General features: G+C 62.5%; 14 protein-coding genes and 1 pseudogene. 5 read left to right on the top strand and 10 right to left on the bottom strand.

What is annotated here, in order from left to right; all coding sequences use genetic code 11:
* Positions 1-38 precede the first annotated feature (38 nt).
* Together LHFGNBLO_RS22145 and LHFGNBLO_RS22140 are read right to left on the bottom strand one after the other, a co-directional pair.
* A complete protein-coding gene (locus LHFGNBLO_RS22145) occupies positions 39-398 on the bottom strand; it encodes a diacylglycerol kinase (RefSeq protein ID WP_258601477.1) in 360 nt (119 codons plus the stop codon).
* A 78-nt stretch (positions 399-476) separates the two neighbouring features.
* Positions 477-896, bottom strand: a complete 420-nt coding sequence (locus tag LHFGNBLO_RS22140) for a GFA family protein (protein ID WP_258601476.1) — start codon at positions 894-896, stop codon at positions 477-479.
* A 344-nt stretch (positions 897-1,240) separates the two neighbouring features.
* Between LHFGNBLO_RS22140 and LHFGNBLO_RS22135 the strand changes: the two genes are divergently transcribed.
* The 4 genes from LHFGNBLO_RS22135 to thrS all read left to right on the top strand — a co-directional run bounded on the left by LHFGNBLO_RS22135 (position 1,241) and on the right by thrS (position 5,024).
* Positions 1,241-2,311 (top strand): GGDEF domain-containing protein, encoded by a 1,071-nt coding sequence (locus tag LHFGNBLO_RS22135; RefSeq protein ID WP_258601475.1) that lies wholly within the window; start codon positions 1,241-1,243, stop codon positions 2,309-2,311.
* Positions 2,312-2,415: 104 nt separating this feature from the next.
* Positions 2,416-2,799, top strand: coding sequence for an MbcA/ParS/Xre antitoxin family protein (locus LHFGNBLO_RS22130; RefSeq protein WP_258601474.1), 384 nt, complete (start codon positions 2,416-2,418; stop codon positions 2,797-2,799).
* Positions 2,759-3,526: an RES family NAD+ phosphorylase gene (locus LHFGNBLO_RS22125; RefSeq protein ID WP_258601473.1), complete on the top strand. Its 768-nt coding sequence runs from the start codon at positions 2,759-2,761 to the stop codon at positions 3,524-3,526. The genes LHFGNBLO_RS22130 and LHFGNBLO_RS22125 overlap by 41 nt, the downstream gene beginning before the upstream one ends.
* A 268-nt stretch (positions 3,527-3,794) precedes the next feature.
* Positions 3,795-5,024 carry a threonine--tRNA ligase gene (gene thrS, locus LHFGNBLO_RS22120; protein ID WP_258601472.1) on the top strand — a complete coding sequence of 410 codons (1,230 nt, stop codon included), beginning with the start codon at positions 3,795-3,797 and terminating at the stop codon, positions 5,022-5,024.
* Positions 5,025-5,093: 69 nt separating this feature from the next.
* Here thrS and LHFGNBLO_RS22115 read toward each other — a convergent pair whose 3' ends face one another.
* The 5 genes and pseudogenes from LHFGNBLO_RS22115 to LHFGNBLO_RS22095 all read right to left on the bottom strand — a co-directional run bounded on the left by LHFGNBLO_RS22115 (position 5,094) and on the right by LHFGNBLO_RS22095 (position 11,371).
* Positions 5,094-6,467, bottom strand: coding sequence for a class II 3-deoxy-7-phosphoheptulonate synthase (locus LHFGNBLO_RS22115; RefSeq protein WP_258601471.1), 1,374 nt, complete (start codon positions 6,465-6,467; stop codon positions 5,094-5,096).
* A gap of 136 nt (positions 6,468-6,603) precedes the next feature.
* A pseudogene (locus tag LHFGNBLO_RS22110) lies at positions 6,604-7,037 on the bottom strand (DUF3995 domain-containing protein).
* The gene (locus tag LHFGNBLO_RS22105) at positions 7,034-7,372 is read right to left on the bottom strand and encodes a DUF962 domain-containing protein (protein WP_258601469.1); all 339 of its coding nucleotides are present in this window, start codon (positions 7,370-7,372) and stop codon (positions 7,034-7,036) included. The pseudogene LHFGNBLO_RS22110 and the gene LHFGNBLO_RS22105 overlap by 4 nt, the downstream one beginning before the upstream one ends.
* A 201-nt stretch (positions 7,373-7,573) precedes the next feature.
* Positions 7,574-11,071, bottom strand: coding sequence for a transcription-repair coupling factor (mfd, locus tag LHFGNBLO_RS22100; protein ID WP_258601468.1), 3,498 nt, complete (start codon positions 11,069-11,071; stop codon positions 7,574-7,576).
* 12 nt (positions 11,072-11,083) lie between these two features.
* Positions 11,084-11,371, bottom strand: a complete 288-nt coding sequence (locus tag LHFGNBLO_RS22095; protein WP_258601467.1) for a succinate dehydrogenase assembly factor 2 — start codon at positions 11,369-11,371, stop codon at positions 11,084-11,086.
* 316 nt (positions 11,372-11,687) lie between these two features.
* Here LHFGNBLO_RS22095 and recG point away from each other — a divergent pair, with 316 nt between their 5' ends.
* Positions 11,688-13,796, top strand: coding sequence for an ATP-dependent DNA helicase RecG (gene recG / locus LHFGNBLO_RS22090; protein WP_258601466.1), 2,109 nt, complete (start codon positions 11,688-11,690; stop codon positions 13,794-13,796).
* On the opposite strand, the gene LHFGNBLO_RS22085 is transcribed toward recG, so the two are convergent.
* The 3 genes from LHFGNBLO_RS22085 to glmU form a co-directional block, all read right to left on the bottom strand.
* Positions 13,748-14,506, bottom strand: a complete 759-nt coding sequence (locus LHFGNBLO_RS22085) for a DUF502 domain-containing protein (protein WP_258601465.1) — start codon at positions 14,504-14,506, stop codon at positions 13,748-13,750. The two genes, recG and LHFGNBLO_RS22085, sit on opposite strands and share 49 nt — an antisense overlap.
* A gap of 79 nt (positions 14,507-14,585) precedes the next feature.
* Positions 14,586-16,409, bottom strand: a complete 1,824-nt coding sequence (glmS, locus tag LHFGNBLO_RS22080) for a glutamine--fructose-6-phosphate transaminase (isomerizing) (RefSeq protein ID WP_258601464.1) — start codon at positions 16,407-16,409, stop codon at positions 14,586-14,588.
* Between the two features lie 189 nt (positions 16,410-16,598).
* Entirely contained in the window at positions 16,599-17,957 is a 1,359-nt protein-coding gene (gene glmU, locus LHFGNBLO_RS22075) for a bifunctional UDP-N-acetylglucosamine diphosphorylase/glucosamine-1-phosphate N-acetyltransferase GlmU (protein WP_258601463.1), read from the bottom strand.
* Positions 17,958-18,194: the final 237 nt, after the last annotated feature.

Here is an 18,194-nt window from a genome sequence, read left to right as displayed (position 1 = left end):
GGGTGTTCGCGAACCGGTCCCCGCCCTGAGGACCACCCCTAGATCGGCAGCCCCGTGATGCGCTCGATGATGGCGATGCCCCAGACCCCGGCGACGATCACCACCGAAATCAGCACAGCCAGCGAACCGCAATCCTTGGCCAGCTGGATATCGACATTGAACTCCCGGCTGAACGCATCGCACGCCGCCTCGATGCCGGTGTTCAGCACTTCGACCATGATCAGCAGCAGCACCGCGCCGATCAGCAGCGCATAGCCGCGCCACGACACCGAAACAAACCAGCCGAGCGGCAAGGCAAGCACGAGCAGCATCAGCTCCTGCTGGAAGGCTTTCTCGCTGGCGGCCAGCTTGCGAAACGCCCGCACCGAATTGTAGAAAGCATCGATCAGCCGCTGCATGCCCAAATCCCTTTCCGAATCACCGGCAGGGGATAACCCAATGGCCGGATCAAGGGAATAAGGCAGCCGCTTCAAAAATCATTCGTCGGCAACCTTGATCGACGGCGTCGACTTTTCGAACTGGGGCAGCGTGTCGTCGATCGAATAATAGTCGCCCTTGTCACCGACGAAGATGTGGCACTGGCCCTCGAGTTCAGTGGGCTTGTCGAACAGCCCGGCCATAACGGAGACATAAGCGTCGTGCCGTGGCTTCCAGAACAGCAGCGAGCCACATGCCTTGCAGAAGCCGCGCCTGGCAAACGAAGACGCTTCGTACCAGGTGATGCTCTCCTCGCCCACTATTGCGATGTTTTCATCGGGGACGTTGGTTGCGGCGTAGAAATGCCCGCTCTGCTTCCGGCACTGCGAGCAATGGCAATAGATCACCCCGCGCAATGGGCCCTGCGTCTTGAAGCGCACCGCCCCGCACAGGCAAGATCCGCTGTGATTGTCATCCATCCGGGCCTCCGATCGACTTGCCATTTCCTGTCCGCCGTCGGCAGCAGGATTCCAGTTTTGCTGCGACCGCGCACGAGCAAATGCGACACCGGGCGGGCGTATTCGAAAATTCTCGCGGCACAGCGGCAAGGCTTTTTACAGCCTCAGGTAGAGAAACCGTGCTGAACCAATTGCACATTAAGGAAACTTTAGCGCGCCTGCATCTATGGTCTGTGCAAGCGAAAGTCGTTATCGGGGACGCGCCTTTTCGCCGGCCGATCTGGAATTCCGGCTCGCATTCCCCCGTCAGCGACATCTTGCACTCGCAGGTCTGCGATGGCTCCCAGGGGTAGAGTGAACAGAACATGCAGCCGGCAGCCGTTCAGCCCGACCGAAACACAGACATCGCAACCAATGTTGTGGCGACCATGCGTCAGCTCGGTGTGCTCGGTCTGCCGCGCAACTATGAGATCTTCTACGAGGCGTTGAACGGCACCAATCGCGAACTCAGCCTTGCCGTCGTCTCATTGAGCAACCGGCCGACGCAGGACGATCTGGACCGCATCGGGCGCTCTTTCTTTGCCCAGCATCATGGCCCCGGCATTGTCGAGCAGGCGCGAGATGTCCTTGCCAAGGAACTCGAGGACGTCGCCTCGCTGCTGAGGAGTGAACGCAGCCATATCGAGAAATACGGCAGGATCCTCGACGAGACGTCGAGCGGGCTTTCCAACCGCAGCCTGCTTTCGCAGGAGCTGCTGCAAAAGGTCGTCAGTGCCATGTCGGTCGCCACCAATTCGACGATCGACCACGGCAAGCAGGTTGCAACGACGCTCAGCGACAAGACGGCCGAGCTCGAGAGCGTCAAGTCGAAGCTCGAAGAGTACAAGCGGCTCGCCGACACCGATCCCTTGACCCACATCTGGAATCGCCGCGCCTTCGACAAGCAAATCACCAGGATCTACACCAGCAACAAGGGCATCCTGTTCAACGCCTTGATCCTTGCCGATATCGACCGCTTCAAGGACATCAACGATCGCTACGGCCACCCTGTCGGCGACAGGATCATCCAGATCGTCGCCGACATTTTTCAGACCAGCATTGCCGGCGACATGTTCGTGGCCCGAACCGGCGGCGAGGAATTCGCGCTGATCATCGAAGGCGCCAGCGAGGACACCACCTACGAGATCGCAGAGCGCATACGCGCGCTGATCGAGCAGACGCCGTTCACCAGCAGCCAGACCGGCGCAAATTACGGCACGGTGACTGTGTCCATGGGCATCTGCATGGCATCCGAGGCTGAAAGCCCCGAGGATCTCTACACAAAGGCCGATCGGGCGCTCTATCGCTCCAAGGTCAGCGGGCGCAATCGCGTGACTAAGCACTCGGCGATGGCCGGCCGCTCCGGCAAGAGCTGGCTGCTCTACAAGAAGGACTGACCTTTTCGCTCGACGCCTGTCTGCTGCCTCCTGAAATTGTTTTTGCGCAGCATCTTTCCATGTAAATTTTTATGGACTATATTTCCCATGGAAATGGAAAGAGTATGCCTGTGATACAACCCCACGCCGCTGCCAACGCAGCCGAGAATGCGGTCCTTACCAAGGCCACGCTGCGTGCCGCCGACCTTTTGGACATAACCGCCAGGATGCTGGCTTCCGTCATCGGTGTTTCGGAAGCCACGGTTTCACGCATGCGTAGGCAGGAGTTCCTGTTGGAGCGCGGGACCAAGCCGTTCGAGCTTGCGGTGTTGTTCGTGCGGCTGTTCCGCTCGCTCGACGCCATCGTCGGCGGTGACGAGACTGTCGCCCGGGCGTGGCTGAAGAACACCAATACGGCGTTCGATGGCAGCCCGCTGGAAAAAATCTTGACCATTACCGGGCTTGTCGATGTCATTGCCTATCTGGACTCCCGACGCGCTCTCGTCTGAAGCCGTCCGCCTCGACGGCAAATACTGGCGCATGGTCGAGGCGCAGCACCGCGTGTCGACGCTCAAGGTCGTCGACACACTCGACGAGCAGGCACTGCTGGAAGACTTGATCGAGGAAACCAAGCCGCAAATCCCGCTCGAATGCCGGCATCTGCATTATCTCCTGGCGACGCCCTTCCGCTATGGCTCGGTCTACCCGCACGGTTCGCGCTTCCGCCGCGCCGGCCGAACCAGAGGCGTCTACTACGCAGCGGAAACGATGATGACCGCCGTTGCCGAAATGGCCTTCTACCGCTTGCTGTTCTTTGCTGAATCGCCCGATACGCCGTGGCCGCACGACGCCGCCGAATACACAGCCTTTGCCGCCGCGATACGCTGCGACAGGGCTATCGACCTGACGCGGCCACCGCTCGATCGCGATGCGGTTTCGTGGACAGATCCAACCGACTATGCCGCTTGCCAGAGCATTGCCGATGTCGCGCGCGAGGCCGGGCTGGAGGCCATCCGCTACCGCTCGGCACGTCACCCCGGCGCCAATGTGGCGCTGCTGACGTGTCGCGGCTTTGCCAAGGCCAAGCCGCTGGAACCCCAGACCTGGCGCATCCGGCTCGGCGCCTTCGGCGTGCAGGCGATCTGCGAATTCCCGGAAAAGCGGATCGAGTTTTCCAGGACGGCTTTTGCCGCCGATCCGCGGCTCAACGGCCTGCGTTGGGAACGCGCGCGCTAGAGCGGCATCCGATGATGTTGCATCGTATCCTGCGGCGGCGAAGTAGTTCCGACGTTGCCGGATTGTTGACACTTAGTATGCTGCGCGCTAGTTGCATTCCCATGCAACAGCGCCTTTCTTCTCTGACCACCACGACCACCACCGCTTTGCGGTGGCTGGTGGTTTGACGCGCTAAGCAAATCGTCACAACGACCGCAGCCCCGCCGGATACGCGCGGGGCTTTTTTGTTCCTTTTGCTGTCCGGCTTTTATCCCCGAAGGACAGACCAATGGAACAAGACGATCACCGCATTCTAGCCCGCCGCCTCGACCTCTACCACATTGAGGAAGATGCGCCGGGAATGATCTACTGGCACCCTGCGGGCTGGCAGCTCTACCGTCAGCTCGAAGAATACCTTCGCGGGCGGATGCGGGAGCTTGACTACGAGGAGGTAAACTCTCCGCAACTTCTGCCGCGCGGTTTGTGGGAGCGGTCAGGACACTGGGAAAAGTTCCGAGAGAATATGTTCGTGGTGCCGCGGGACTCCGGCCGGGACATGGCGCTCAAGCCCATGAGCTGCCCATGCCATCTGCAGATCTTCAATTCGTCGCTCCGCTCCTGGCGCGATCTGCCGATGCGCCTGTCGGAGTTCGGCGCCTGTCACAGGGATGAGCCCTCCGGCTCGATGCACGGCCTTCTGCGCACGCGCGGCTTTGTGCAGGATGACGCCCATGTGCTCTGCATGTCGCAACAGATTGAAACGGAAGTCGCGCGCTTCGTAGGATTGCTGTCGTCGGTTTATTCCGAGCTCGGCTTCGAGGAGTTTGACGTGGCGCTTTCGCTTCGGCCCGAAAAGCGAGCAGGCTCGGATGAAGATTGGGATCAGGCGGAAGCCCAATTGCTCGCTGCTGCACGAAGTACGGGTCTCAGTCCCGTTTTGCAGCCGGGCGAAGGGGCATTCTATGGTCCAAAGCTGGAATTTGCCTTACGTGATCGGCAAGGCAGATCATGGCAGTGTGGCACCATTCAGCTCGACTTTGTGCTACCCGCACGGCTTGGCGCCTCTTATGCCGACTCCAATGGAAACCGGGCGGTTCCGGTCATGCTGCATCATGCTATTTTCGGTTCGATGGGGCGCTTCATTGGAATCCTACTCGAGCATCATCATGGACGACTGCCCTTTTGGCTGGCTCCGGTCCAGGTTGCCGTTATGCCAGTCTCAGAACATCAACTCGGGATCGCTCAGGAACTCAAGCGCCACCTTGTAGCAGCGGGACTTCGGCCTAAACTATTCGATGAGTCCGAAACGCTGGCGCGGCGTATCGTCAGCAGTCACGATCTTATGGTTCCTGTCGTGGCCGTCCTTGGTAGGCGAGAAGCACAAGATGGGTCTATCACGCTGCGATCACAGCAGGGACAATGGGTTGCGGATTGGCACACGGGCATTGCCAAGCTGGCGGAGACGGCCACAAGGCGTTTGACGGAGGTTCCATCGGATATGCTGGTGGCAGTCCACTAGACTAAACAAATGAAAAGAGCGCCGGATCTCTCCGGCGCTCTTTGATCGGTCAAGTCCGTTACAAGAGTCTCAGCCGTTGACGGCCCGCTTGTGCTGCACCGGATGGCTCTTCTTGAGCAGATCCGACACCAGGAACGCCAGCTCGATCGCCTGGTCGGCGTTGAGGCGCGGATCGCAATGGGTGTGGTAGCGGTCCTGCAGCTCTTCGGCCGTGATGGCGCGGGCGCCACCGGTGCATTCGGTGACGTTCTTGCCGGTCATCTCGATATGGATGCCGCCCGGATGCGTGCCCTCGGCGCGGTGCACCTCGAAGAAAGTCTGCACCTCCTTGAGGATGCGGTCGAAGGGCCGCGTCTTGTAGCCGGCGGCCTCGATGGTGTTGCCATGCATCGGGTCCGACGACCACACCACGCTGCGGCCTTCCTTCTTCACCGCGCGCACCAGTTTCGGCAGATGGTCGGCGACCTTGTCGGAGCCGAAGCGCGCGATCAGCGTTAGCCGTCCCGGCTCATTTTCCGGGTTGAGCAGGTCGATGAGCTGCAGCAGACCGTCCGGCGTCAGCGACGGACCGCATTTGAGGCCCAGCGGGTTCTTGATGCCGCGGCAGTACTCGACATGGGCATGGTCGGGCTGGCGGGTGCGGTCGCCGATCCAGATCATGTGGCCAGAGGTCGCGTACCAGTCGCCGGAAGTCGAATCGACGCGGGTCAGCGCCTCCTCATAGCCGAGCAGAAGCGCCTCGTGGCTGGTGTAGAAATCGGTCTCGCGCAGCGCGTAATTGGTCTCCGAGGTGATGCCGACGGCCTTCATGAAGTCCATCGTCTCGGTGATGCGGTTGGCGAGCGACTCGTATTTCTCGCCCTGCGGGCTGTCCGACACGAAGCCGAGCATCCAGCTGTGCACGTTCTCCAGGCTGGCGTAGCCGCCCTGCGCGAAGGCGCGCAGAAGGTTGAGCGTCGCCGCCGACTGGCGATACGCCATCTCCTGCCGTGCAGGATCGGGAATGCGCGACTTGGCGTCGAACTCGATACCGTTGATGATGTCGCCGCGATAGCTGGGCAGCGTCACATCGCCCTTGGTCTCGTTGTCGGACGAGCGCGGCTTGGCGAACTGGCCGGCGACACGGCCCACCTTCACCACCGGCTGCGCGCCGGCGAAGGTCAGCACCACCGACATCTGCAGGAAGACGCGGAAGAAGTCGCGGATGTTGTCCGCGCCATGCTCGGCGAAGCTCTCGGCACAATCGCCACCCTGGAGGAGGAATGCGTCACCGGCAGCGACAGCAGCAAGCTGCTTCTTCAGCTTGCGCGCCTCACCTGCAAAAACCAGCGGCGGAAAGGTGGCGAGTTGGGCTTCCGTGTTCTTCAGCGCGACAAGGTCCGGATAAGCAGGAACCTGCTTGATCGGCATCGCTCTCCAGGAATTCGGCGACCATTTCGTCATCGTTGCACCCAACGCTCTTTCCAGCGGGCGTCATCGCCCGTCATTCCGACCCCTACATGGGATCGCGGCTCCATACACGAAGCCGATTTCCTATTCTAGACCGGATTTGACCGCGTGGCGAATGGCGGCTCGGGGATCATTGCACCGTGTCTGTCAGCGCCAGATAGAAGAAACCCAGCCCCAGCACCAAGCATAGCGGGCTGTAGAACCATGTATCATATCTGGCAAAACGCGTCGTCCTGACCCGCTTGAACAGCCCACATATCTGGACCAACTCAGCGCCCGCGCGGTGAAGATGACCGCCCAAAGGATGCCCCCTGCCCTCAGCCACGATTGCGGCAACGGCAGATGGATCATCCCCACGAGGGCAAAGACGAGCAAAAGCACCACCGCCAGCACGAGGCCGACGGCAATGGCGCCGAAGGCCGCGGTCTCGATTGCTGGACTGCCGTCTTCGCGTTGCGGCAGCGCCACGCCTGCAGCGACACGACCGCCGAATCCCCAATAGAAGTGAAATCCCGCTGCAAGCAAAAGGATCGCTGCGCAGATGGCGCTGACTGCATTCGTCATGCCTGTCGAGCGACCCCGTCCAATCGCCGGAGTTGACGGCCGAGGCCACCCGTCAGGTCGAGCGCCAGCATGCGAAGCAGCGCGATGGCGCTCCACAACGGCCGGTCCGCGAAGGTTTTGTTGCTGTTGTGCTCGAGGAAAGGATGGGTGAGCAAGGCAGCGAAATAGAAGAAAGGAATGATGACGAGGAAAGCCCACCAGACAACAAGGAACGATGCGGCGACCCCGGCTATCGGGGCGAAAAACAGGCCGAGATAGTGGACAAGCCGTGTGGAAGTCCGGGAATGGCCGGCCAGATAACCGAGCCAATATTCATCGAAGGTTCGAGGGTCCATGGTCGTTCCCCTTCAGCTTCCGGCATTGACCAGTTGCAAGACCATCTCAATCCGTTGGCCGAAATACTTCAATGGCTCCAATCGTCGCACATCTGTCCGACGGACGCAGCCTGATCCCTGCGCGTCAGTTACTATTTCCTTTCCACACAGATCATGAGTAGCGGTGACCAGCTTCCGCCCGAAAAGCACAGGTCAGCGATACTAGGCCGCTTTCTCCGCCAACCTTGCCAGTTGCGTCATGACGACCGCGGACCCTGCCAGCCGCTTTTCAGGCGTCGCCCAGTCGCGGGTAAAGACGACGCTGTGGTCCGGCCGGATCTTGGCCAGCGAACCCTGCTCGCCGATGAACTTGACCAGCCCGACGGGGTTGGAAAACTCGCGCTTGCGGAAATGGATGACGACGCCCTTCGGCCCGGCGTCGAGCTTTTCGACATTAGCCTTGCGGCAGAGCGCCTTGATGAAAACGATCTTCAACAGGTGCTTCACTTCCTCCGGCAGCGGTCCGAAACGGTCGATCAGCTCGGCGCCGAAGGCGTCTATCTCCTCGGTGTTTTCGAGATCGCCGAGGCGGCGGTAGAGCGCCAGCCGCAGTTGCAGGTCCGGAACATAGCTCTCCGGGATCATCACCGCCGTGCCGACGGCGATCTGCGGCGACCAGCCGCCATCCTGCACTTCGCCGGAATCCTTCACCTCGGCAACCGCCTCTTCCAGCATCTGCTGATAGAGCTCGAAGCCGACTTCCTTGATGTGGCCGGACTGTTCTTCGCCGAGAAGATTGCCGGCGCCTCTGATATCGAGATCGTGGCTGGCGAGCTGGAAGCCGGCGCCCAGTGTGTCGAGCGACTGCAGCACTTTCAGCCGGCGCTCGGCAGTGTCGGTCAGCTTGCGATTGGCCGGCAGCGTAAAAAGCGCATAGGCGCGCACCTTCGAACGGCCGACGCGGCCGCGCAACTGATAGAGTTGCGACAGGCCGAACATGTCGGCGCGATGCACGATCAGCGTGTTGGCGGTCGGGATATCGAGGCCGGATTCGACGATGGTGGTCGACAAGAGAACATCGTACTGGCCGTCATAGAAGGCGTTCATGATGTCGTCGAGCTCGCCCGGCGGCATCTGGCCATTGGCCACCGCCACTTTCAGCTCCGGCACGGATTCACGCAGGAAATCATGGATTTCCGCGAGATCGCTGATGCGCGGCACGACATAGAAGGAATGGCCGCCACGATAGCGTTCCCTGAGCAGCGTCTCGCGGATGACCAGCGGATCGAAAGGCGAGATGAAGGTGCGCACCGCCATGCGGTCGACCGGCGGCGTGGCAATCAGCGACAGTTCGCGCACGCCGGTCAGCGCCAGTTGCAGCGTGCGCGGGATCGGCGTCGCCGACAGCGTCAGAACGTGGACGTCAGTCTTCAGGTCCTTCAGCCGCTCCTTGTGCTTGACGCCAAAATGCTGCTCCTCGTCGATGATCAGCAGGCCGAGATTCTTGAACGAGATCGAGGCGCCGAGCAGCGCATGCGTGCCGATGACAATGTCGACCTGGCCCTCGGCGATGCCTTTCTTGGTTTCGGCCAATTCCTTGGCGCCGACCAGCCGCGAGGCCTGGCCGACGCGGATCGGCAGGCCCGAGAAGCGCTGCGAAAACGTCTTGAAGTGCTGGCGCGACAGCAATGTCGTCGGCACCACCACCGCAACCTGAAAGCCTTCCATGGCCGCGATGAAAGCGGCGCGAAGCGCCACTTCGGTCTTGCCGAAGCCGACATCGCCGCAGATCAGCCGGTCCATCGGCTTGCCGGCCGCCAGATCGTCCTTGACCGAATCGATGGCTGTCTGCTGGTCGTCGGTTTCCTCATAAGGGAAGCGGGCGGCGAACTCGCCATAGAGGCCGTCCGCCGGCACCAGCGCGGGTGCGGCACGCATCTGCCGCTCGGCGGCGATGCGGATCAATTGGCCGGCCATGTCGAGCAGGCGTTTCTTCAGCCGCGCCTTGCGCGATTGCCAGGCGCCGCCGCCAAGCTTGTCGAGTGAGGCTTCGGCTGTGTCAGAGCCGTAGCGCGACAGAAGCTCGATGTTTTCCACCGGCAAGAACAGCCGGTCGTCACCGGCATAGTGGATTTCGAGACAGTCGTGCGGCGCGCCGACCGCCTCGATGGTGCGCAACCCGATGAAGCGGCCAATGCCGTGATCGGCATGGACGACGATATCGCCGGCCGACAGCGATGAGGCCTCGGCGATGAAGTCGGAAGCACGCTTTTTGCGCTTCGAGCGCCGGATCAGCCGGTCGCCGAGAATGTCTTGTTCGGCGACGACGACCAGTTTTTCGGTCTCGAAGCCGGATTCGAGCGGCAGTACGGCGAGTGCCGCCTGCCCCGGCTCGAGCTTTTCCGCCTCGGCCAGCGTCGCGACCTGCTTGAGGTTGCCCAGATGATGCTCGGCCAGGATCTGGCCAAGCCGGTCGAGCGAGCCCTCGGTCCAGCCGGCAACGACGATGCGGCGGCGCGCGGCGCGTTCGTCGGCGATATGTCTTACGACGACGTCAAAGACGTTGGCATTGGGGTCGGCACGCTCCTCGACGAAGCTGCGGCCATGGCGCGAGCCGGCATGATAGACTTTTTTGGCGCCGGCATCGGGCGCATCGAAAGGCGTGAAGTCGATCGCTTCGCGCGGCCCGAGCGACGCCACGAGATTCTCGGGCGAGAGATAAAGCGGGTCCGGCGGTACCGGCTTGTAGGGCACGGCATCCTTCAATGCGCCGTCAGCCTGCTTTTTGCGCGCTTCGTAGTGATCGAGGATCAGCGTGTGGCGTTCAGCCAGCGCCTCATGCGCCAGGTGGTCGAAGATCACAGGTGTATCGGGCAAGTAGTCGAACACCGTCTCCAACTGCTCGTAGAAGAACGGCAGCCAGTGCTCCATGCCGGCAAAGCGCCTTCCCTCACTGACCGCGGCATAGAGCCCGTCGTCGCGCGAGGGCGCGCCAAAGGCTTCGATGTAGGAGCGGCGGAAGCGGCTGATCGTCTCCGGCGTCAGCGCCACTTCGCTCATCGCCTGCAGCGCCATCGACTTGCGCTGGCCGGTGGTGCGCTGGGTGGCGGCGTCGAAGACGCGGATCGATTCCAGCGTGTCGCCGAAGAAATCGAGTCGTAGTGCTTCGGTCCAGCCGGGCGCCAGGAGGTCGAGAATGCCGCCGCGCACCGCGAACTCGCCGACACCGCGCACGGTCGGCACCCGCTCGAAACCGGACGTTTCCAGCCGTGACACCAGCGCGTTCATGTCGATCTGGTTGCCTGGCTTGGCGTGAAAGGTCTGCGCCTCGACCAGACCTGCCGGCGGAATGCGCTGCAGCAACGCATTGGCGGTAGTGAGGATGACGGCGCGGTGCGGCTTCTTGGCCAGAGCAATCATTGCCGTCAGCGCATCGAGTCGCTTGGCAGCAGCATCGGAGCCGGGTGAAACACGGTCGTAGGGCAAACAGTCCCAGGCCGGCAGTTCGAGCACCGGCAGGCCGGGCGCGGCAAAGGCGAGCGCTTCGACGATCGACGGCAGGCGCTGGCCGTCGCGCGCCACGAACAGCACCGGCTTGTCCGGCGCGATCTCAAGCGCTGCCTGCACCAGCGCGAAGGCCTCGTAGCCGTCGGCGACGCCATCGACGATGAACTGGCCGGCGCGACCTTTCGGCAGGCCGATGGTGGGGATCAAGCTCATGGAATCACGTTTTCAGAATGTCATCGCCCGGCGCGAGGCCAGGATCTTTTGCAGGACGGCACAGTCGATATTCCGGGGAATCGGACGTTCGCCGGTGACCATAGGCAGGAATTCGGTGTCGGGAATATCGAGGAGGTGTTCATATTGGTCGATTTCGTCGTCGGTCAAGGCGCCGATCTCGGCATCGGCGAAGCTGCCGAGGATCAGGTCCATCTCGCGCATGCCACGATGCCAGGAGCGAAACAGCAGCTTGCGGCGGCGGGCGTCGAGCCCCTCGCTTGATCGTGTCGTTCCGGTCATCGTGCCGCTTCCTTGCCTGAAGCGGCGCATATAGCGTGGATAGAGAGCGGTGTCAGCCTTGCAACAGGCCCGTGGGTGTCTAACATCCCGGCGTGACGAACATTCCTGACAACATCGGCGCTAGCACCCCCCTCTGTCCTGCCGGACATCTCCCCCTCAAGGGGGGAGATTGGCAGTTTTGGCCTCACCGCCCATCTTGCAGCGCTGGAGATTGGCGAAACCAGACGCGACAGCAAATCTCCCCCCTGGAGGGGGAGATGTCCGGCAGGACAGAGGGGGGCAGGACTGGGCCCCCCCATAGCGCGGTCTCCCACATATGAGACCTTCCATCCTCGATCCGCTATTCGTCCCGATCACCTCGCTTGCCGGCGTCGGGCCGAAGGTCGGCGCGCTGATCGAGAAGGTCGTGGCAGCCGATCTTGGCGATCGCGCCGCGCGCGCCGGCGACCTTCTGTTCGTGCTGCCGCACACCGTCATCGACCGCCGCAACCGGCCGGGCATTGCGCTTGCGGCCGAAGGCGCGATCGTCACACTCGACGTGCGCATCGACCGCCACCAGCCGCCGCCGCGCGGCAACAGGTCGGTGCCGTACCGTGTCTATGCCCATGACGACACCGGCGAGATCGGGCTGACCTTCTTCCATGCCCATGCCTCCTATCTCGAAAAGGCCATGCCCGTGGGCGAGCATGTCGTGGTGTCTGGTCGCATGGAATGGTTCAACGGTCGCCCGTCCATGGTCCACCCCGACCACATCGCGCTGGCCAGCGAGGCTGAAAACCTGCCGCTGGTCGAGCCGGTCTATCCGCTGACGGCTGGCCTCTCCGGAAAAGTGCTGCGCCGCGCGATCGGCCAGGCTCTCGGCCGGCTGCCGGTGCTGCCGGAATGGCAGGACGACGCGTTCATGCGGCGCCGCACCTTCCCGGCGTTCGGCGATGCGCTCGCCCGCATCCACAATCCGGCCGATCCGATCGATGTCTCGATCGACGGCGCGGCGTGGCGGCGGCTTGCCTACGACGAATTATTGGCGGGCCAAGTGTCGCTGGCGCTGGTGCGGGCAAAGGTCCGCCGCCTGTCCGGCCGGCCTCTCGTCGGCGACGGCCGCATCGTCGAAAGGCTGCGCGCGGCCCTTCCCTATTCGCTAACCGCCTCGCAGGAGATGGCGCTTGCCGAAATCAACGCCGACCTCGGCGATCCCGAACGCATGCTGCGCCTGCTGCAGGGCGATGTCGGTTCCGGCAAGACGGTGGTCGCGCTGCTCGCCATGGCGCGTGCCGTCGAGGCTGGCGGCCAGGCCGCCTTGATGGCGCCGACCGAAATCCTCGCGCGCCAGCATCTCGCGACCATCGCGCCTCTGGCAGAACATGCCGGTCTGCGCATCGCCATTCTCACCGGCCGCGAAAAGGGCCGCGAGCGCAGTGAAACGCTTGCCGGTCTGGCAAGCGGAGAAATCGACATCGTCGTCGGCACCCATGCGCTGTTCCAGGAGACGGTGACCTACCACGACCTCGTCTTCGCCGTCGTCGACGAGCAGCACCGCTTCGGCGTCCACCAGCGACTTGCGATCACCGCCAAGGGTGATGCGCCCGACATGCTGGTGATGACGGCGACGCCGATCCCGCGCACGCTGGTGCTGACCGCCTTCGGCGACATGGACGTGTCGAAGCTGACCGAAAAACCGGTCGGCCGCCAGCCGATCCGCACCGTCACGCTGCCTCTCGAACGGCTCGACGAACTGGTTGGCCGCATGGTCGACGCCGTGGCCGACGGCCAGAAGATCTACTGGATCTGTCCGCTCGTCGAGGAATCCGAAGAGATCAAGCTGATGTCGGCGGAGGACCGCTTTGCCTCGCTCGAGCCGCTGTTCGGCGACCGCATCGGCCTTGTCCACGGCCGCATGAAGGGTGCCGAAAAGGACGAGGCGATGCGCGCCTTCAAGCAGGGCGACACGCGTATCTTGATCGCCACCACGGTCATCGAGGTCGGCGTCGACGTGCCGGACGCGACGATCATGGTCATCGAACATGCCGAGCGTTTCGGCCTTGCCCAGTTGCACCAGCTGCGTGGGCGGGTCGGGCGTGGCGACAAGCCGTCATCCTGTGTGCTGCTCTACAAGGATCCACTCGGCGAGACGGCAAAGCGCCGTCTGTCGGTGATGCGCGAGACGGAAGACGGCTTCCGCATTGCTGAGGAAGATCTGAAACTGCGTGGCGAAGGCGAGTTGCTAGGCACCCGCCAGTCCGGCACGCCGGGCTTCCAGGTGGCGCGCCTCGAGGCGCATGCCGACCTGCTGGAAGCCGCCCGCGACGACGCCCGGCTGATCCTGTCGCGCGATCCGGACCTGCAGTCCGAACGCGGCGCAGCGTTGCGGCTGCTGCTTTATCTGTTCGGCCGCGACGAGGCCGTGCGGCTCTTGCGCGCCGGCTGAGGCAAGGCGCCGAGCGACGGGTTGGCGAGATTTCCGGCGATAGGCTCGCCGTTCACCGTCACCAGCTTCGTCTTGAGCTCCGGCGCCACCAGTCCGGCCGAGACGATCAACTTGGCGCCGTCCTCGATCGTCATGTCGAGCAGCACGATGTCGGATTTCAGCACATACATTAGGAATCCGGTGGTCGGGTTCGGCGTGCACGGCATGAACACCGCAATCAGCGGATCGCCTTCCTGGTCGAGCTTCTGGTTGATCTCGGTTTCCTTCTCGCTGGCGACGAAGACCAGCGACCAGACGCCCTTGCGCGGATACTCGACCAGCCCGACCTGGCGGAACATGTCGCCCTTGTTCGACAGCACGGTTTGGAAAATCTGCTTCAGCGAACCGTAGATGCCGCGCACCAGCGGCATGCGGCCGAGCAGGCGCTCGCCGAAGTTGACGATGGCGCGGCCGACGATGTTGGCGGTCATGAAACCGATCAAAGTGATGAGGACCAAGGCAACGATCAGGCCAAACCCCGGAACCGGAACCGGCAGATAGGTGTCCGGGCTGTAGCGTGCCGGAATGTAGGGTTTCACCCAGGAATCAACCCAGCCGATGAACGACCAGGCGATGTAGGCGGTAATCGCAAGTGGCGCACAGACGACAAAGCCCGTCAGGAAATAATTCCTCAGCCGGGTCATGCCGGAAGTTCTTGGAGCATCGGACATGGTTCACCGGGGCGCGGGTTGCAGCGCGACATTAGTGAACCGGAAGGCGCTTTGGAACTGCGAAGTTTTTAAAGAACGCCTATTCCACCGTCACCGATTTCGCCAGATTGCGCGGCTGGTCGACGTCGGTGCCCATGAACACGGCGGCGAAATAGGCGAGCATCTGGATCGGCAGCGCATAAATGATCGGCGAGATGATTTCCGGCACGTCGGGCAGGATGATCGTCTCCATCGTCTTCACGCTCGACTGCGCCGCGCCCTTGGCGTCGGTGATCAGGATGATCTTGCCGCCGCGCGCCGCCACTTCCTGCATGTTCGACACGGTTTTCTCAAAAATGCGGTCATGCGGGGCGATGACGATGACCGGCATATTCTCGTCGATCAGCGCGATCGGCCCATGCTTCAGCTCGCCGGCGGCATAGCCTTCGGCGTGGATATAGGAGATTTCCTTGAGTTTCAGCGCGCCTTCCATGGCCAGCGGAAAATTGGTGTCGCGGCCGAGATAGAGCACGTCCTTGTAGCGCGAGATTTCGCGCGCGATGCGCTCGATCTGCTCTTCGAGCTTGAGCACCTGGTTGGCGTAGCGCGGCGCTTCCGAAAGCGCGCGCACCAGCGTCTTTTCCTCTTCCTTCGAGATCGTGCCGCGCGCCACGCCGGCGCGCACCGCAAGCGACGCCAGCACCGAGAGCTGGCAGGTAAAGGCCTTGGTCGAGGCGACGCCAATCTCGGGGCCGGCCAGCGTCGGCAGCACCACATCGGATTCGCGCGCCATGGTCGATTCGCGCACATTGACGATTGCGCCGATCTTCATGCCGGCCTTGCGGCAATAGCGCAGCGAGGCCAGCGTGTCGGCGGTCTCGCCCGATTGCGAGATGAAGAAGGCGGCGTCATTCGCCGACAACGGCATTTCGCGGTAGCGGAATTCCGAGGCGACATCGATGTCGACCGGCAGCCGCGCATAGCGCTCGAACCAGTATTTGCTGATCAACCCGGCGAGATAGGCGGTGCCGCAAGCCGAAATCGCCAGCCGGCCGATCTTGGCGAAGTCGAAGGGCAGGTCGAGCGGCTTCGAGACCCCGCCGACGAAATCCACATAATGCGCCAGCGTGTGCGAGATCACTTCGGGCTGTTCATGGATTTCCTTCTCCATGAAATGGCGCCGGTTGCCCTTGTCGACCATGAAGCTGGTCGAGAGCGACTGCTGGCGCTTGCGGGCAACCTTTTTGCCGTCGATGTCGAAGATGGTGGCGCCGTCGCGGCGCACCACGGCCCAATCGCCGTCTTCCAGATAGGTGATGGAATTGGTGAAAGGCGCTAGCGCAATGGCGTCCGAGCCCAAAAACATCTCGCCATCGCCATGGCCGACAGCCAGCGGCGGGCCGTTCCGGGCGCCGACGATGAGATCCTCATCGCCCTTGAACATGATGGCCAGCGCAAAGGCGCCTTCCAGCCGCTTCAGCGCCTGGTGCGCGGCCTCGACCGGCTTCAGCCCCTTGGCCAGTTCACGCGCCACCAGATGCGCGACGACCTCGGTGTCGGTCTGCGACGAGAAAGAATAGCCGTCGCGGATCAGCTCCTCGCGCAATTCGGCGAAATTCTCAATGATGCCGTTGTGGACGATGGCGACGCCGTCGGAAAAATGCGGATGCGCGTTGGTCTCGTTCGGCACGCCATGCGTCGCCCAGCGTGTGTGGCCGATGCCGATCGTGCCGTCGAGCGGCTCGTTCTTCAGCAGACGTTCGAGATTGATCAGCTTGCCTTCGGCGCGGCGGCGACCGAGTTGGCCATGTTCGATGGTGGCGACACCGGCGGAGTCATAGCCGCGATATTCCAGCCGTTTCAGCGCATCGACGATGAGCGGCGCAACCTGCGAGTGGCCGACAATTCCAACGATACCGCACATGGCCGCTTGCCCCCGATTCCCCACGGAAAACCAGCGCTATCTAGGGATGGCCGGCCTGCCGCGAAAGTCACATTGCGTTTCGTCCCGTTTCAGCCGGGACGGTCTTGCATCGATGCACCATGCCAGACCGCTCTTGCAATCCGGTTACTGCAATCGTTCAGTTTTTTCAGGCGTACGATCTGAAAATATTCACTTTTTCTTCGCCGCCGCAGCCGAGGCAAAACGCTCGCGCAGTTCCTTGCCCTTGCCGGGGATCGTCTTCTGGCGGGCGCGGCCGAAGGCCAGCGCGTCGTCGGGCACACTTTCGGTGATGACGCTGCCCGAGGCGATGTAGCCGCCCTTGCCGATGGTAACAGGCGCCACCAGCGAGGAATTCGAGCCGACAAAGGCGCCCTCACCGATGTCGGTGAAGAATTTTGAATAGCCGTCATAGTTGCAGGTGATGGTGCCGGCGCCGATATTGGCGCCCGCGCCGACGCGGGCATCGCCGATATAGGTCAGGTGATTGACCTTGGCGCCTTCCTCGATGACAGCCTGCTTGACCTCGCAGAAATTGCCGACCTTGGCCTTTTGCCTCAAGTCGGCGCCCGGCCGCAGCCGCGCAAACGGCCCGACATCGCAATTCGACGCGACGGTGGCGCCTTCGATATGGCTGAAGGCATGGATCTTGGCGCCCGTGGCGATCTTCACGCCCGGCCCGAACCAGACATTGGGTTCGACGAGAGTGTCGGCGCCAATCTCGGTGTCGTGCGAGAAGAACACGGTTTCGGGCGCAATCAACGTCACCCCAGAGAGCATCGCCTCGCGCCGCCGGCGCGTCTGCCAGATGCCTTCGGCCTCGGCAAGTTCGGCCCGGTTGTTGATGCCGAGCGCATTCTCGAAGCTGGCCTCGGTGGCGACGACATCGAGGCCTTGCGCGCTGGCAATTTCGACGATGTCGGTCAGATAGTACTCGCCCTTAGCGTTGGTGTTGCCAACCGCGTCGAGCAGCTTCAGCGCCTGGCTGCCGGCAACCGCCATCAGCCCGCCATTGCAGAAGGTGATCTTCTTCTCCTCCTCGGAGCAGTCCTTTTCCTCGCGGATGGCGACTAGCTTGTCGCCTTTTTCGATCAGCCGGCCGTAACCGGTCGGATTGGGTGTACGGAAACCGATGACGACGACTGCCGCACCTTCCGCCAGCTTCAGCCGCGCTACGGTCAGCGCATCCGGGTCGATCAGCGGCGTGTCGCCGAACATCACCAGCACATCGTCGTAACCCCTTGATATCGCTGCACGTGCCGCCAGCACGGCGTGCGCGGTGCCGAGGCGCTTTTCCTGCACGAAGGTCTCGGCCTTCGGTGCGAACTTTGCCGCTGCCTTGCGCATCTCGTCGGCGCCGTGGCCGATCACCAGCGCCTGGTCGCCGGCGCCGGCGGCTTCGGCCGCCTTCACGACATGGGCGACCATCGGCAGGCCGGCGATGGGGTGCAGCACTTTCGGCAGCGCACTCTTCATGCGCGTACCTTCGCCGGCGGCGAGGATGACGGACAGGCAGGATCTCTGGCTCATGGATGGCAACCGTATGGAAGGGATCAGGAATCGGGACTATCTAACATTGGCGCGCATGCTGCACCAATGCGGTTAAATTCCGGTGAGATGGCGGAGCAGCTGCAAAACTGACCTTAAGGCCCTGTCCCTAAGTCGATAGATCCGAACAGATGCAAATTTGGGCTGATACGACCCCCCGGCGCGAGACGGGCGCAACCCACTCGGATATGGTCACATCGTATCGGCGAGAAAAGAAGT

This window comes from Mesorhizobium sp. AR10, from assembly GCF_024746795.1.
GTDB lineage: Bacteria > Pseudomonadota > Alphaproteobacteria > Rhizobiales > Rhizobiaceae > Mesorhizobium.
The sequence above is the reverse complement of the archived record's forward strand: the minus strand, read 5'-3'. Positions and strand labels throughout refer to the sequence as shown.

Coding starts and splice junctions, on each gene's coding strand:
- LHFGNBLO_RS22145 (WP_258601477.1), bottom strand. CDS start 398: ATGCAGCGGCTGATCGATGCTTTCTACAATTCGGTGCGGGCGTTTCGC.
- LHFGNBLO_RS22140 (WP_258601476.1), bottom strand. CDS start 896: ATGGATGACAATCACAGCGGATCTTGCCTGTGCGGGGCGGTGCGCTTC.
- LHFGNBLO_RS22135 (WP_258601475.1), top strand. CDS start 1,241: ATGCAGCCGGCAGCCGTTCAGCCCGACCGAAACACAGACATCGCAACC.
- LHFGNBLO_RS22130 (WP_258601474.1), top strand. CDS start 2,416: ATGCCTGTGATACAACCCCACGCCGCTGCCAACGCAGCCGAGAATGCG.
- LHFGNBLO_RS22125 (WP_258601473.1), top strand. CDS start 2,759: ATGTCATTGCCTATCTGGACTCCCGACGCGCTCTCGTCTGAAGCCGTC.
- thrS (WP_258601472.1), top strand. CDS start 3,795: ATGGAACAAGACGATCACCGCATTCTAGCCCGCCGCCTCGACCTCTAC.
- LHFGNBLO_RS22115 (WP_258601471.1), bottom strand. CDS start 6,467: ATGACGAAATGGTCGCCGAATTCCTGGAGAGCGATGCCGATCAAGCAG.
- LHFGNBLO_RS22105 (WP_258601469.1), bottom strand. CDS start 7,372: ATGGACCCTCGAACCTTCGATGAATATTGGCTCGGTTATCTGGCCGGC.
- mfd (WP_258601468.1), bottom strand. CDS start 11,071: ATGAGCTTGATCCCCACCATCGGCCTGCCGAAAGGTCGCGCCGGCCAG.
- LHFGNBLO_RS22095 (WP_258601467.1), bottom strand. CDS start 11,371: ATGACCGGAACGACACGATCAAGCGAGGGGCTCGACGCCCGCCGCCGC.
- recG (WP_258601466.1), top strand. CDS start 11,688: ATGAGACCTTCCATCCTCGATCCGCTATTCGTCCCGATCACCTCGCTT.
- LHFGNBLO_RS22085 (WP_258601465.1), bottom strand. CDS start 14,506: ATGTCCGATGCTCCAAGAACTTCCGGCATGACCCGGCTGAGGAATTAT.
- glmS (WP_258601464.1), bottom strand. CDS start 16,409: ATGTGCGGTATCGTTGGAATTGTCGGCCACTCGCAGGTTGCGCCGCTC.
- glmU (WP_258601463.1), bottom strand. CDS start 17,957: ATGAGCCAGAGATCCTGCCTGTCCGTCATCCTCGCCGCCGGCGAAGGT.